The sequence below is a fragment of the Pollutimonas subterranea genome (assembly GCF_002849655.1).
GTDB classification, from domain to species: Bacteria; Pseudomonadota; Gammaproteobacteria; order Burkholderiales; family Burkholderiaceae_B; genus Pollutimonas; species Pollutimonas subterranea.
Map to the genome: position 1 here is coordinate 24,245 of NZ_PDNW01000006.1, position 12,915 is coordinate 37,159.

The window sequence follows — 12,915 nt, forward strand, 5'->3', positions numbered from 1 at the left end:
GCGCAGGACGGATGTCAGCCGCCGCCACGCACCGCGGGTACCTGTTCGGCAACACAGGTCCTGTCGCGTCCGGAGTGCTTGGCCTGATACAGGGCTTTGTCAGCCTGCTCGAATAGATCGTTGAGGGCGACCGTGACTTCATCGAGGAACGCCAGGCCCATGGAGCAGGTAAACCGCAACGAGGCGCCGGAACGCAGTATCACTTCGTTGCTGCGTATCGCCTCATGCAAACGGTGTGAAACACCGAGCGCTGCGTCGATATCGGTTTCGGGCAGCAGAATAGCGAACTCCTCGCCGCCTGTGCGTCCCACAATATCGACGTCGCGCACTATGCTCGTGACGATCGCGGCGAATTCCTGCAGCACCAAGTCGCCGGCTTGATGGCCGTGCGTGTCGTTGATGCTCTTGAAGTGATCCAGATCCAATGTCAGCAACGACAAGGGCCGTTCGTAGCGTTGCGCCCGGATTATCTCGGCTTCCGCCATATCCATGAAGTGCCGGCGGTTGGCCAGGCCTGTCAGAGGATCTCGCCATGCCTGCTCCTCCAATAAGGTCATCCTCGTTACGTGCTGCGTGACGTCGCGTCCTATGTAAATCAGGCTGGACACATGACCGTGGTCGTCGAGCAAGGCGTGTGCGGTCCAATGCAGATGGCGCAAGCCATCAGCGGTGTTTTCCCGCAGGCTTACGGTCGCCGCGTAAGGCGGATGAAACAGTGACTCGAAGAACGCATCCGCTTGTTGCCGGTCCTCCGGGACGACATGTTGTCCCTGGAGTTTCCCCGCCATCGACCCCAGGTTCTCATTGAACATCTGCTCAAACGCGGGATTGACATAGGTATAGGCGCCACCGGAATCAAGTTTGATGACGACGTCCCTAGTGTTCTCGACAATAAGCCTGTGGTTCTCTTCGCTGGCTCGCAAGGCGGCGCTGGCATGGGCTTCCTTGCGGTCGAACTCGCGTTCCCGGCGTTGATAGGCATAAAGGCCCAGCACGGTCACCAGCGAAATGATCAGAAAAAGGCCGGATTGCAAGAGGACGCGGTGCGTCCAGGTAAGGAACACCGTATCCAGCGTGCGCCCGGTCGAGATAACCAGCGCCTTGTCCATATGCAATTCGGCGGGATCTATGGTGTGCTGGGCCACGATTTGTTTATTGTCGGTGCCCTGCTGCGGCGTTCCGGTCAGTACGGTCGTCGCCTTTCCGCTTTCCACGTGGCGAGTAAAGAAAGTGCCGGGCTGGGCTACGTTGCGGGCGGGTTGATCGCTATTTGGAACGCGCAAGAACATGGAGCCGTCCGAGTGCACAACCGCGTCCCACATATCTGGCGCGTATAGCACGGACCCCATCAATGTGCGGAAATAATCGCTGTTCAGTGTGGCGAAGACAATGCCTTGAAACTCGCCTTGTGGACCCAGTGCCGCCCGCGCGATATTGATGACGTCAGAGCCAAAAATGCTTTGGTAAGGAGACGATATGTACAGCGTTTCACCATTGGCTTGCCACTTGGCCGTCTGGAAGTAATTGCGATGGCTGAAGTCCATACCCAGAACGCCCACATGGTTCGACGCAACCAGGATGCCGTCGGCATCGATGATGCCCATGCTGCGGATTCCGGGCATGGCCGTGGCGATGGCGCGAATGTATTCAATATGAGTCTGTCGATCAAAGGCGTCCCGCCATACGGAAAGGTCGCCCAGCAGGGCCTCCAGGGCGCGATTGGCGGTGGCCAGCTGCTGCTCCATGTTCAGGGCAATGATGCGGGCCTGGGTAGACAGTCGGTCACGCTCGCGCGCTCCGGTCTGGCGGTGGTCCTGCAGTAGATTGAATGCGATGGCGGCGCCCAGCACGCCCAACGCAAGAAGCAGCGCGAACCACTGGATCACGAATCTTTGCTTTGCTCTTCTGGAAAGAGAGTAATTGGCTTGGGCGTCGGCTTGCATTGCTTATATGGTAATGAAAAACCATACGCCGCGCGTTATTTAAGCTTGTGGTCAGGCTAACTGTGCCGGATCTGTTTCCTTTAACCTACATGAGGCTGCCGTCTCGGCATAGCGGTTAGCGATGCCCGCTTGCCAGCGCCGGGTACCGGTGGCAATCGGTCGTGTGGTCCATGATGCAGCCCACCGCCTGAAGGTAGGAATAACAAATCGTGGGGCCGACGAAATTGAATCCGGCCTTCTTCAATGCCCGGCTCATGCTTTCAGCTTCGAGGGTAGTGACGGGTACGTCTGCAAGCCGGCCGTGGCAATTGACCTTGGGGACGCCGTCGACAAAAGACCATATGAGCGCGACAGGATCGTCAAGTTTGAGCCATGCCTGGGCGTTCTGCCGGGCTGACCGAAGTTTCAGCCGATTGCGAATGATGCCGGGATCCTGCATAAGCGTATCGATGTAGGCATCGCTCATGGCGGCCAGTTTCTCGGGATCGAAATTGAAGAGCACTTCGCGATAGCGGGGGCGTTTTTTAAGTACCGTAATCCACGATAACCCGGCCTGGAAGCCTTCGAGCAACAGCATTTCGAACAAATGCCGGGGGTCGTGCGACGGCACGCCCCATTCCGTATCGTGATAGGCCATGTAGGCTGGATCATCGGTGCACCAGCCGCAACGCGTGACGGTTGCCGGCAACTTAGCCGCCGCAGCCGCCGCAGCACGCGCTATCTTCGCCATGAACCGGCTTGGCGATGCTGTAGCCGGCGTCTTGTACGGCTACCTGCAGGCGCTGGGTCGACACGATCTCTTCGTCGTAGGTAACCGTGGCCTTGCTGTCGCCAAACGATACGCTGGCATTGCTGACGCCATTGACAGCCTTCAAGGCCTGGGCGAGTACGCCGGCGCAGTTTTCGTTTTTCAGGCCGGCGAGTTTAAGCATTCCTATTTGCATCATTTTTCCTTGGAGTCGTGGGGGTAGTCGAAGGCGCATAGTGGAGCGTAGCGACATAAGATGTATATTAAATAGATCTTATGTTTTTCGCAAGCGCCCACCACTGTTGTATGCACGGCCTGCTGGCCTGCCGTTCGACATATCTCTTTATTTTTCCAGGGACTGGGTCGCCGTTTGCGCACAGCCGATTCAACATGACGGACAGATCCACGTCGGCTATCGACCATGATTCAAAAAGATGATTGCCTTGGTCGTCGATAAGCAGGTCGGCCACGGTCAGGAGTTTTTCGGCTGCCTGTTGGCCCTGCGGAGACAACGGCGCGGGATTCCTGGCGCCGAAAATGACGGTGGTGGGACGTTCCTCGCGAAGGGCGTCCAGGTCGCTGCGCACCCATGCCTGGATTTGTCGCGCACGCGCTTTTTGTTCGAGATCGTCCGGGTACACGGAAGCGAAATCGGGTTGTGGGTAAGCCTCTTCCAGGTATTCGATAATCGCCGAGGATTCGGACAGGGAGAACTCGCCTACGACCAGCGCGGGCACGCGCGACGTCAGCGACAGTCGCGCGTAGTCCTGGCTCAGATGTTCGCCCGCCGCAAGGTCGACGGTGCGCAGTTCAAAAGGCACGCCTTTTTCAAGCAAGGTTGCGTAGACTGAAAGCGCATAAGGGCTGGAGTACTGGCTGTTGGTGTACAAACGGACGTTCTGGCTCATGGCGCTCCCGGGGCGAAGATATGCAGTTCACGAAGACGCAAGCAGCGCGGTCAGAAACGTGTCGGGCAAGCGTGCCGTTGTCGGTACATGCAGTTTAGAGAGAAACGCTGGGCAGGGATAGCAGGATGTGTTCAGGCCGAGCGCTGCACGGGTACGGCTTGCGCGGCGCTGTCGGCCTGCACCTGCCGGTGCCGAACGACCTCTCCCAGCACAATGACCGCTGGGCTGCCCAGCTGATGCGCTTCGATATCCCTGTCCAGGTTTTCCAGCGTGGTTGCGATGTGCCGTTGTGCGATGCATGAAACATGCTGGACGACCGCCACCGGCAGCGTGGCAGCGAAACCGGCCTCCATTAATTCGGCGACGAGTTGACCGGCGCGCGCCATCCCCATGTAGCAGACGATGGTCAGGCCGCTATCGGCCAGTGCCCGCCAGTCGGGGCGTGCACCATCGACGGTATGCGCCGTGACCAGCGTGACACCGCGCGATACCTCGCGATGCGTCAAGGGCAGGCCCAGCGCACTGCCCACCGCCAGGCCGGCTGTTATGCCGCTGATGCTTTCCACATCAACGCCGCGTTGGCCCAGCCACGCCATTTCTTCGCCGCCTCGCCCGAATATGAAGGGATCGCCGCCCTTGAGTCGCGCAACGGTATGGCCGCTGCGGGCGTAACGTGCCATGAGCCGCAGGATAAAGTCTTGCGGCGTCGAGGCGCAGCCCCCACGCTTGCCGACATTGACGATGCGCGTGCCCGCCGACGCGAGTTCCAGGATGTCCGGGCCGACGAGGTCGTCGACCAGCCATACCGTACAGGTCTTCAGTATCCGCGCTGCTTTTAGCGTAAGTAGCTCGACATCGCCGGGGCCCGCTCCGATTAGCCATACTTTGCCGGATGATGCCGGCCCGGGTGTAGTAATGGGTGAGGTCATACTCGAATCTCCTGGGTGTTATGGCGTTGGATCATGCGTTTTATCTCCGGCAGGCACGACCCGCAGGAAGTACCGCATTTCAGAGTGGCCTGCAATCCTTCCAGCAGGTGTCCAGCGGTGATCCCGGCGTCAATGGCCGTATCGCTCACGTTCTCGCAACTGCATACGGTGCGCGCACGTGCCGCGGCCCGGGCGCGCCCTTGCAGCAACTGCCCTGGGTCGGCGGGGAGCACGTGCGTATCGGCCCACTGCAACAGGGCTTCGTGGCCTCGTGTGTCGCCGGCCAGCAGAAAGGCATCGACCCGAGCGCCGCAATACTGGATGCGCCTCGTGATGCCTAGTGCCGGATCGTCAAAGGTCAGGCCGGCGTCATCCAGTTGCAGGTCGCGAACCAGTTCGGTCAGTGTCGCGGTGTCGGGCTTTTCGGGACTCGCAAAACGCATGCGCAGTCCTTCGCCGCCGACGGCCGAAGGCATCAAGACGGCATAAGGAAATACGGCGAGCCACTTGGACAGCCGTTGCCGCAGCGAGGGAATGTAGCCGCGTATCCAGGCGGTTGCTTGCCATGCGTAGTTCTGCACGGAGATGCCGGCCGCGCTATGCTTGAGTTCGGGTTGTTGCGAAATGGGATCACGGGCGCTGTTGGCCAGGGCGTTGACGCCATTGCCGGCCATGAAGGCGCTGCCCCAGTGCATGGGCAGCCAGGCGTGGCCTGGATTCAAATTCTCATCGGCCATGGCCGCGAGCACGATATGACCGCGCCGGGTCTCCACCTTGACGAATGCGTCATCCTGGATATTGTGGCGCAGCATGTCGTTGGGATGCAGGTAAATGAAAGGCTCTTCGGCGTGACGGGTCAGTGCCGGCACGAGGCCGCTACGGCTCATGGTGTGCCACTGATCCCTCATGCGCCCTGTCGTCAATCGCAAGGGATAGCCGGTCGAAACGCGCTCGGCAACAGGTACGTAGTCCACATCCATGAAACGGGCACGGCCATTGGCCGTTGCGAATACGCCGTCCGCATACAAGCGTACGGGTGCGCTACGGGGCCCTTTGTATGGCCATTGCTGGGGACCGTCCTTGTCCAGCGTCGCATAATCAAGTGCGCTGTAGTCCAGGTCCCGCCCTGCTGTGAAGCGTACATGTTCCGCAAATATCTCGGCTTCGTCCTGATAGTCGAACAGGCGTGTTTTTTCGGGCGCAATGCGTAGTGCCAAACGACGTGCAATCCCGCACACCAGTTGCCAATCCGGCCGGGCGTCGCCGGGTGCTTCGATGGCGGCTCGTACGCGGCTGATGCGCCGTTCTGAATTGGTCACTGTCCCGCTTTTCTCGGGCCAGGTGGCTGCCGGCAGGACCAGGTCGGCATAGGCCAGTGTTTCCGTATTCGCAAATGCTTCTTGCACGATGACGAACTCAGCGGCGTTCAGCGCGGCACGGACCTTTGCCTGGTCCGGCATGGATTGCGCGGGATTCGTGGCCGCGACCCACAACACTTTTACTCGGCCGTCGAGCACCGCGTCGAACATGTCGATGGCGGTGTGGCCGGGCTTATCGGGCACGGCGTCGACCTTCCACAGGCGTGCCACCTCGGCCCGATGCTGGGTGTCGTTGGGGTCCCGATGTCCCGGCAGCAAGGTGGCCATGCCGCCTGCTTCCCGGCCACCCATGGCGTTGGGCTGACCGGTAAGCGAGAACGGGCCGGCGCCTTTCTTTCCGATCTGGCCGGTCGCCAGATGCAGATGGATCAGGGCCGAGTTCTTGGCCGTGCCGCTGCTGGATTGATTCAAACCCATGGTGTACAGGGAAAGGGCTGCCTGCGCATTGCCGAACCAGCGGGCGCATTGCACGATGTCGGCAGCCGATACGCCACAGAGCTCCTGTGCAAGTTCGGGGGTGAACGCGCGGATACGCGTCTCGACCTGCGCATAGCCCTCAGTGTGGCGGTCAATGTAGTCCAGGTCCACCAGACCTCCGCGCGCCATCACATTGAGCATGGCATGGAACAGTGCCACATCGCTGCCGGGCGTGATGGCCAAGTGTATATCTGCGATATCGCAGGTGTCCGTGCGCCGGGGGTCGACCACGATGATTTTCATGTCGGGGCGACGTTCCTTGGCGGCTTCCAGCCGACGAAACAGCACGGGGTGCGCGTATGCCATATTGGAACCCGCAATCATGACGGTATCGGCATGATCCAGGTCGTCATAGCATGCCGGCGGCGCATCGGCACCCAGGGTGAGCTTGTAGCCCGACACGGCGCTGGACATGCAAAGGCGGGAGTTGGTGTCGATATTGTTGGTGCCCACCAGCGCGCGTGCCAGCTTGTTGAAGACGGCATAGTCTTCGGTAAGCAACTGTCCGGATAGATAGAATCCGATCGAGTCCGGACCGTGCGTGCCAATGACATCCGCCAGCTTGGCGGCGGCAATGTCGCAAGCGTCGTCCAGAGCGATGTTGCGACGCGGTTCGTCTTTGCTCTCGCGCCATTGCGCCGACAGTATCCGGCTGCCGTCACGGCGTACTGTCGCCCCCAGCGCCATGCCTTTGCTGCATAGCTTGCCCAAGCTGGACGGATGCCGCTCATCGCCGCTTACCTTCAGGACTTGATTGCCATCGGTGTGAATCTTCACGCCGCAACCCGTGCCGCAATAGCAGCAGATGGACGACAGGATGCGGGGCTGGGCGCCAGGGCCGGTGCCGGTCAACGAAGGCATATCGACAAGGTTCATGACTGGCTCTCCGCGCCTTCGCCGAACATAAGCTGTCCACGCTGGCGGCTAACGGACTTGCCCTCTCGTATCAGCCGCAGGTACCAGGCGCTGTCTGCCGTGTCGCCATACAGGCAGGCGCCTATCAACTTATCGTCCTTGATGACCAGCTTCTTATAAATTCCAGCCATTGCGTTCGCCAGGGTAATGGATTGGGTGCCGGCATTACCGATGAAGTCGCCCGCTGAAAACACGTCGATCCCCGTGACCTTCAACTTCGTCGACAGGGCGCTGCCGGAATACCGTCCTATGCCATGGAAGGCGAGGTGGTTGGCGGCGACTTTGGCCTGCTCGAACAAGGGCGCGACCAGCCCATAGGCCATGCCTCGGTGGCTGACGCATTCACCCACAGCGTAGATGCTGGGGTCGTAGGTTTGCAGCGTGTCGTTGACAGTGATGCCGCGTTCGGTATGAATTCCGGCCTTTTGGGCCAAGTCGGTATTGGGTCGTATGCCGACCGCCATGACGACCAGGTCAGTCTTGCATTCCGAGCCATCCGTGAAGCGTATGGCCTGCACAGCGCCTTCTTCGTCGCCCACTATGCATTCGGTCTGGCGGTTCATCAGGAAGCGCATCCCGCGGCGTTCGAGGTCTTTTTGCAGCAGCGTGGCGGCCGACTTGTCCAGCTGCCGGTTCAGCAAGGTCTCGCCAAGATGCACAACGGATACTTCCATGCCGCGTGCCGCCAGTCCATTGGCCGCTTCCAGTCCCAGCAATCCGCCGCCGATCACGACAGCCCGCTTCAGTTTGCTGGCCGCAGCTATCATCAGGTTGACATCGTTGATATCGCGAAACGTGATGACGCGCTTCAAGTCATTGCCCGGCACGGGAAGGATGAATGGATTGGATCCTGTGGCCAGCAGCAGGCGGTCGTACTTGGCTATTGTGCCGTCATCGGCAACGACTTCCCGCCGCGCACGGTTTATTCGTGTGACGGTGGCGTTCAGATGAAGGGTAATCCCGTTCTTTCGATACCAGTCTGCGTCGTTCAGGATGATGTCCTGAACGGTCTGTTCGCCGGTCAGCACGGGCGACAGCAGGATGCGGTTGTAGTTGGTGTACGGCTCCGCGCCGAACACCGTAATATCGTACAGGTCGCGATCCAGCTTAAGCAGTTCTTCCAATGTGCGGATTCCGGCCATGCCATTGCCGACGACGACGAGCTTGCGCTTTTTCATGGTTGGGCAACAGACGAGGATAGGGCTTCTTGCGGATCCGGAAGCGCGTTCCGGACGGTGTTTTGGTCTGGATGCCGATGCCGCTGATGCAGGAAACTCAGCACAGCAGCGCGATACGCGGCGTATCGGGCGTCGTCGAGAAGCGCAAGGCGATTGCGTGGGCGATCCAGATCCACCTGAACGATATCGCCTATCGTGGCGGCAGGACCGTTGGTCAGCATTACGATGCGATCGGACAAGAGCACGGCTTCGTCCACATCGTGCGTTACCATCACGGCGGTGGTCGATGTGCTGGCCACGATACGTAGCAGCTCGTCCTGGAGATGAGCACGGGTCAGCGAATCGAGGGCACCGAAGGGTTCGTCCAGCAACAATACCTTGGGTTCCAGGGCCAGCGCACGCGCAATACCGACCCGCTGCTTCATGCCGCCCGATATCTCCTTGGGAAGTTTGTGTTGGGCGTGACGCAAGCCGACCAGGTTCAGTGCTGAAGCAGTCCTGGCTTTCAGCTGGCCCACCGTGTCGGTGCGCGAGAACACGCGTTCGACGGCTAGATAGACGTTCTGGAAGCAGGTAAGCCATGGCAGCAGCGAATGGTTCTGGAACACGACCGCACGGTCCGGTCCGGGCCCCTTGATTTCCTTTTCGCCGCACAGCAGGACACCCGTGGTGGGCGTGGCGATACCGGCAATCAGGTTGAGCAAGGTGGATTTACCGCAACCGGAGTGCCCGATCAATGAAACGAATTCGCCTTTGCGTATATTCAGGTTTATGTCGCGCAAGGCAACAAAGTCGCCTTTCTTCGAGGAAAATGTTTGTCCTACGTATTCAATGCGTACGAATTTTTCCATGGCGTTATGATCCTAGGCCTCGTAGTTGAATCGCCGCGCTACAGCGAGCAAAGCCAGGTCCAGTGCCAATCCCACGACACCGATGACCAGGACGGCGATCAGGATGTTCTGTACGTTCAGGTTGTTCCACTCATCCCACAGCCAAAAGCCCAGGCCGGTTCCGCCGGTCAGCATTTCGGCAGCGACGATCACCAGCCATGCCGTTCCTATGGAAAGCCGTACGCCGGTCATGACGTAGGGCATGACCGAGGGCAAAAGAATGCGTGTAAACACCTTCCACTCGGACAAGTCCAGCACACGCGCCACATTCAGGTAGTCTTGCGGCACGCGCTTGACGCCTTCCGCCGTATTGATGATCATGGGCCAGATCGAACAGATGAAGATGGCCCAGATGGCGGCGGGATTGGCGGCCTTGAACAGCAACAGGCCCAGGGGCAGCCATGCCAGGGGCGAGACCGGTCGGAGCAGGCTGATGACCGGTGAGCAGATGGCATTGATGGACGGCACCCGGCCGATCAGGAAGCCCGTCGGAATGCCGACAGCGGCCGCCAGCACGAATCCCAGTGCTACCCGACCCAGCGAGGCCAGGATATTCCAGCCTATGCCTACGTCGTTGGGTCCGTTGTCGTAGAAGGGATCGCTGAACAATTCCAACGCTGCCAGCAAGGTGGATTCGGGTCCCGGAATCTCGATGATCTTCAGCGAGATAATCTTCCATATAACGAGCAGCAAGGCAAAACCCGTGGCCGGACCCGCGAGGGCACCGGCAATTCGTTCCACTTGGTCGCGCAAGTTATCCCTTCGCATAAATGCCGTGAAATGTGCCGCCATCGTATTCATGTCTGCTCCTTTCAGGGCGCTTTGATCTTGAAACCATCCGCATAGGCGGCCGGATCGCTTCCATCCCACGTCACGCCGTCGAGCAGCGTGCTGGAGCGCATTTCGCTGTTGGGAAGTGCAGTGCCGGTGGCCTGCGCGGCCTGCTTGTAGATGTCGATGCGATTGACTTCCCGCGCCACCGCAAGATAGTCGGGATGGTCCGTGGCAAGGCCCCAGCGCTTTTGCTGAGTCAGGAACCACATGCCGTCGCTCAGGTAAGGGAAGTTGGCGCCGCCGTCAGCGTAGAAGCGCATAGGATGCGTGTCGGCCCATGACTTCCCCAGGCCGTTCTCGTACTGACCGAGCATACGGTCCACGATGGTGTCCACGTTTGTGTTCACATAGGATTTGGCCGCTATGGTTTCCGCCGTCTTGCGCACGTTGGCCGGCGAGCTGTCTATCCATCGGCTGGCCTCCAGGATGGCGGCCGTTACGGCACGGGCGGTGTTCGGGTGTCGGTCCACAAAATCGCGCCGCGTACCCAGTACCTTTTCAGGATGGTCGGCCCAGATATCCTGCGACGTTGCTACGCTGAAACCCAGCTTGTCGATGATGGCGCGGGCATTCCAGGGTTCGCCCACGCAAAAGCCATCGACGTTGCCTATCCGCATATTGGCAACCATTTGCGGAGGCGGCACGGTGACCGTGCGGGCGGTCAGTGGATTGATCCCATAGCTGGCCAGCCAGTAATACAGCCACATGGCATGGGTGCCCGTAGGAAACGTGTGGGCAAAGGTATATTGGCGCGGATCGCCCGCTATCTTTTTCTGCAGCGATTCACCATCAATGACGCCTGCTTCGCGCAATTGATTCGAGAGGGTGATGCCCTGCCCATTCTGGTTCAGGCTCATCAGGACGGCCATGTCCTGCTTCCCACCGGCAATTCCCATTTGCATTCCATAGATCAGCCCGTACAGGACGTGGGCGAAATCCAGGTCGCCGTTGGAGAGCTTCTCCCTGACGCCCGCCCACGATGCTTCTTTGGCCGGCACGATAGTGACACCGTGCTTCTTGTCGAAACCCATCACCGATGCCATGACGACCGATGCGCAGTCGGTGAGGGGAATGAATCCGATCTTCACCTCGCTCTTTTCAGGAGCATCGGAGCCTGCCGCCCATGCCCCGGCGCGGATCAAGGGATCAACCAGCGACATGAGCCCCAGGCCCGCGGCGGCTTTCGCCGTATTGCCCAGCCAGGTCCGGCGCCGGCTATTGACCGGCGCAGCCTGGGCCAGGGTTGTGGAAGGAGCTGGAACAGCAATAGGCGTGTCGTTGGATTTCATTTGTGATCCGTCAAAGAAGATGCCCCATGGCTTACGCAAAGGCCGTGCCACAATTTTTCGACGCGTTCCGCAGCGCCTTCGTCATAGCAGGCGCCCAAGCGCATCGGGGGTTCAGGCACGGGCGCATGGGCCGCACCGCCGGCGGGCGGATTGTTGTGCATCGCACCAATCCTGTGCAGGCGCCGGGGTTTATAATCCCTGGGTTTTTGTACAGCTTGTGCACCGCCATGGCTTCCAGTCCTCTAGCTCTACCTCCTGAACGCCGGATCGCGCATCTGGACATGGATGCCTTCTACGCGTCGGTAGAGCTTTTGCGTTATCCCGAACTGCGCGGTTTACCCGTGGTCATTGGCGGGGGCGACAACGCACAGCCCAAAACGCTTCAGGACGGTACCCGCCTGTTCTCCCGACTGCGTGGCTACGTCGGGCGCGGGGTCATTACCACGTCAACGTACGAGGCGCGTGCCCTCGGTGTGTTTTCGGCCATGGGCACCATGAAAGCGGCGCAGCTCGCCCCCGATGCCATTTTGCTGCCGGTTGATTTCGTGGCATATCGGCATTTCTCGCGCCTGTTCAAGGCAGCCGTCGCCCAGGTGGCTCCCCTTATCGAGGACCGCGGCATTGACGAGATTTATATAGACCTGACCGAACATCCCGAGGAAACGGTGTTGCTGGCGCAGCGCATCAAGGCGGCGGTCGAACAGGCAACGGGCCTGTCCTGTTCCATCGGCATTTCGCCGAACAAGCTCCTGTCCAAAATTGCGTCCGACCTGGACAAGCCCAATGGCCTGACTATCATTGGTCCCGGCGACCTCCAGCGCAGGATCTGGCCGCTGCCGGTGGCTAAGGTCAACGGCATAGGGCCCAAAGCCAATGTCAAGCTTGCCGCCATCGGGATACACACCATTGCCGATCTCGCCCAAGCGCCGGCCGATCTGCTGCAGGATCATTTCGGGCTGACTTATACGCGGTGGCTCATGAATGTGGCGCATGGCATTGATGATCGCTGCGTGGTGACTCATTCGGAGCCGAAGTCCATCAGCCGCGAAACCACCTTCGAGCGCGACCTGCATGTGCAGCGGGATCGCGCCGCCTTGTCGGAGGTCTTTGTGCGTTTGTGCGCACAGCTGGAATCCGACCTGTTGCGTAAAGGCTATGTTGGGCGCACTATTGGCATCAAGCTGCGGTTCGACGACTTTCGCACGGTAACGCGCGACCTGACCTTGCCGGCCTATACCTCTGACGCCGACGTCATACATCGCACTGCTGGACAATGTCTTAAACGTATCAAGCTTGATCACAAGATTCGTCTGCTGGGCGTGCGGGTCGGCAGCTTGTTGCCCGAGGTTCAGGTCGGAAGGGCCGCCCAGCTTCAAGAGCCTCGTCAGCTAAGCCTGTATTAAGGCATGCACTTTTATAACGAAT

10 protein-coding genes and 1 pseudogene are annotated in these 12,915 nt (G+C 59.8%); 1 reads left to right on the forward strand and 10 read right to left on the reverse strand.

All coding sequences use genetic code 11. The features are described 5' to 3' along the window. Nucleotides 1–14 precede the first annotated feature (14 nt). From CR159_RS08835 to CR159_RS08880, 10 genes and pseudogenes are all read right to left on the reverse strand, one after another. A complete protein-coding gene (locus CR159_RS08835; RefSeq protein ID WP_158238525.1) occupies nt 15–1,886 on the reverse strand; it encodes a diguanylate cyclase in 1,872 nt (623 codons plus the stop codon). Between the two features lie 172 nt (nt 1,887–2,058). Further along, entirely contained in the window at nt 2,059–2,673 is a 615-nt protein-coding gene (locus CR159_RS08840; protein ID WP_102073651.1) for a DNA-3-methyladenine glycosylase I, read from the reverse strand. Further along, complete coding sequence (locus CR159_RS08845) at nt 2,633–2,890, reverse strand: heavy-metal-associated domain-containing protein (RefSeq protein WP_233208237.1); 258 nt, start codon at nt 2,888–2,890, stop codon at nt 2,633–2,635. Before CR159_RS08845 ends, CR159_RS08840 begins: the two co-directional genes overlap by 41 nt. A 64-nt stretch (nt 2,891–2,954) precedes the next feature. Then, complete coding sequence (gene yfcF / locus CR159_RS08850) at nt 2,955–3,599, reverse strand: glutathione transferase (protein WP_102073653.1); 645 nt, start codon at nt 3,597–3,599, stop codon at nt 2,955–2,957. A gap of 131 nt (nt 3,600–3,730) precedes the next feature. Continuing rightward, the gene (gene cobA, locus CR159_RS08855) at nt 3,731–4,528 is read right to left on the reverse strand and encodes a uroporphyrinogen-III C-methyltransferase (protein WP_102073654.1); all 798 of its coding nucleotides are present in this window, start codon (nt 4,526–4,528) and stop codon (nt 3,731–3,733) included. Then, the gene (locus CR159_RS08860; protein ID WP_233208238.1) at nt 4,525–7,260 is read right to left on the reverse strand and encodes a nitrate reductase; all 2,736 of its coding nucleotides are present in this window, start codon (nt 7,258–7,260) and stop codon (nt 4,525–4,527) included. The genes cobA and CR159_RS08860 overlap by 4 nt, the downstream gene beginning before the upstream one ends. 17 nt (nt 7,261–7,277) lie before the next feature. Continuing rightward, nucleotides 7,278–8,477, reverse strand: a pseudogene (locus CR159_RS08865) (NAD(P)/FAD-dependent oxidoreductase); the annotation flags it as partial. Then, nucleotides 8,474–9,328: an ABC transporter ATP-binding protein gene (locus tag CR159_RS08870; protein ID WP_102073656.1), complete on the reverse strand. Its 855-nt coding sequence runs from the start codon at nt 9,326–9,328 to the stop codon at nt 8,474–8,476. The pseudogene CR159_RS08865 and the gene CR159_RS08870, both read right to left, overlap by 4 nt. Before the next feature lie 12 nt (nt 9,329–9,340). After that, nucleotides 9,341–10,135 (reverse strand): nitrate ABC transporter permease, encoded by a 795-nt coding sequence (gene ntrB / locus CR159_RS08875; RefSeq protein WP_439650512.1) that lies wholly within the window; start codon nt 10,133–10,135, stop codon nt 9,341–9,343. A 44-nt stretch (nt 10,136–10,179) separates the two neighbouring features. Continuing rightward, nucleotides 10,180–11,490 (reverse strand): CmpA/NrtA family ABC transporter substrate-binding protein, encoded by a 1,311-nt coding sequence (locus CR159_RS08880; protein WP_102073658.1) that lies wholly within the window; start codon nt 11,488–11,490, stop codon nt 10,180–10,182. Nucleotides 11,491–11,717: 227 nt separating this feature from the next. Here CR159_RS08880 and dinB point away from each other — a divergent pair, with 227 nt between their 5' ends. After that, complete coding sequence (dinB, locus tag CR159_RS08885; protein ID WP_102073804.1) at nt 11,718–12,893, forward strand: DNA polymerase IV; 1,176 nt, start codon at nt 11,718–11,720, stop codon at nt 12,891–12,893. Nucleotides 12,894–12,915 lie beyond the last annotated feature (22 nt).

What these genes read in the sequence shown, in the direction of transcription:
- CR159_RS08840 (WP_102073651.1), bottom strand. Translation starts at nt 2,673, where the DNA reads ATGGCGAAGATAGCGCGTGCTGCGGCGGCTGCGGCGGCTAAGTTGCCG.
- CR159_RS08845 (WP_233208237.1), bottom strand. Translation starts at nt 2,890, where the DNA reads ATGATGCAAATAGGAATGCTTAAACTCGCCGGCCTGAAAAACGAAAAC.
- yfcF (WP_102073653.1), bottom strand. Translation starts at nt 3,599, where the DNA reads ATGAGCCAGAACGTCCGTTTGTACACCAACAGCCAGTACTCCAGCCCT.
- cobA (WP_102073654.1), bottom strand. Translation starts at nt 4,528, where the DNA reads ATGACCTCACCCATTACTACACCCGGGCCGGCATCATCCGGCAAAGTA.
- CR159_RS08860 (WP_233208238.1), bottom strand. Translation starts at nt 7,260, where the DNA reads ATGAACCTTGTCGATATGCCTTCGTTGACCGGCACCGGCCCTGGCGCC.
- CR159_RS08870 (WP_102073656.1), bottom strand. Translation starts at nt 9,328, where the DNA reads ATGGAAAAATTCGTACGCATTGAATACGTAGGACAAACATTTTCCTCG.
- ntrB (WP_439650512.1), bottom strand. Translation starts at nt 10,135, where the DNA reads ATGCGAAGGGATAACTTGCGCGACCAAGTGGAACGAATTGCCGGTGCC.
- CR159_RS08880 (WP_102073658.1), bottom strand. Translation starts at nt 11,490, where the DNA reads ATGAAATCCAACGACACGCCTATTGCTGTTCCAGCTCCTTCCACAACC.
- dinB (WP_102073804.1), top strand. Translation starts at nt 11,718, where the DNA reads ATGGCTTCCAGTCCTCTAGCTCTACCTCCTGAACGCCGGATCGCGCAT.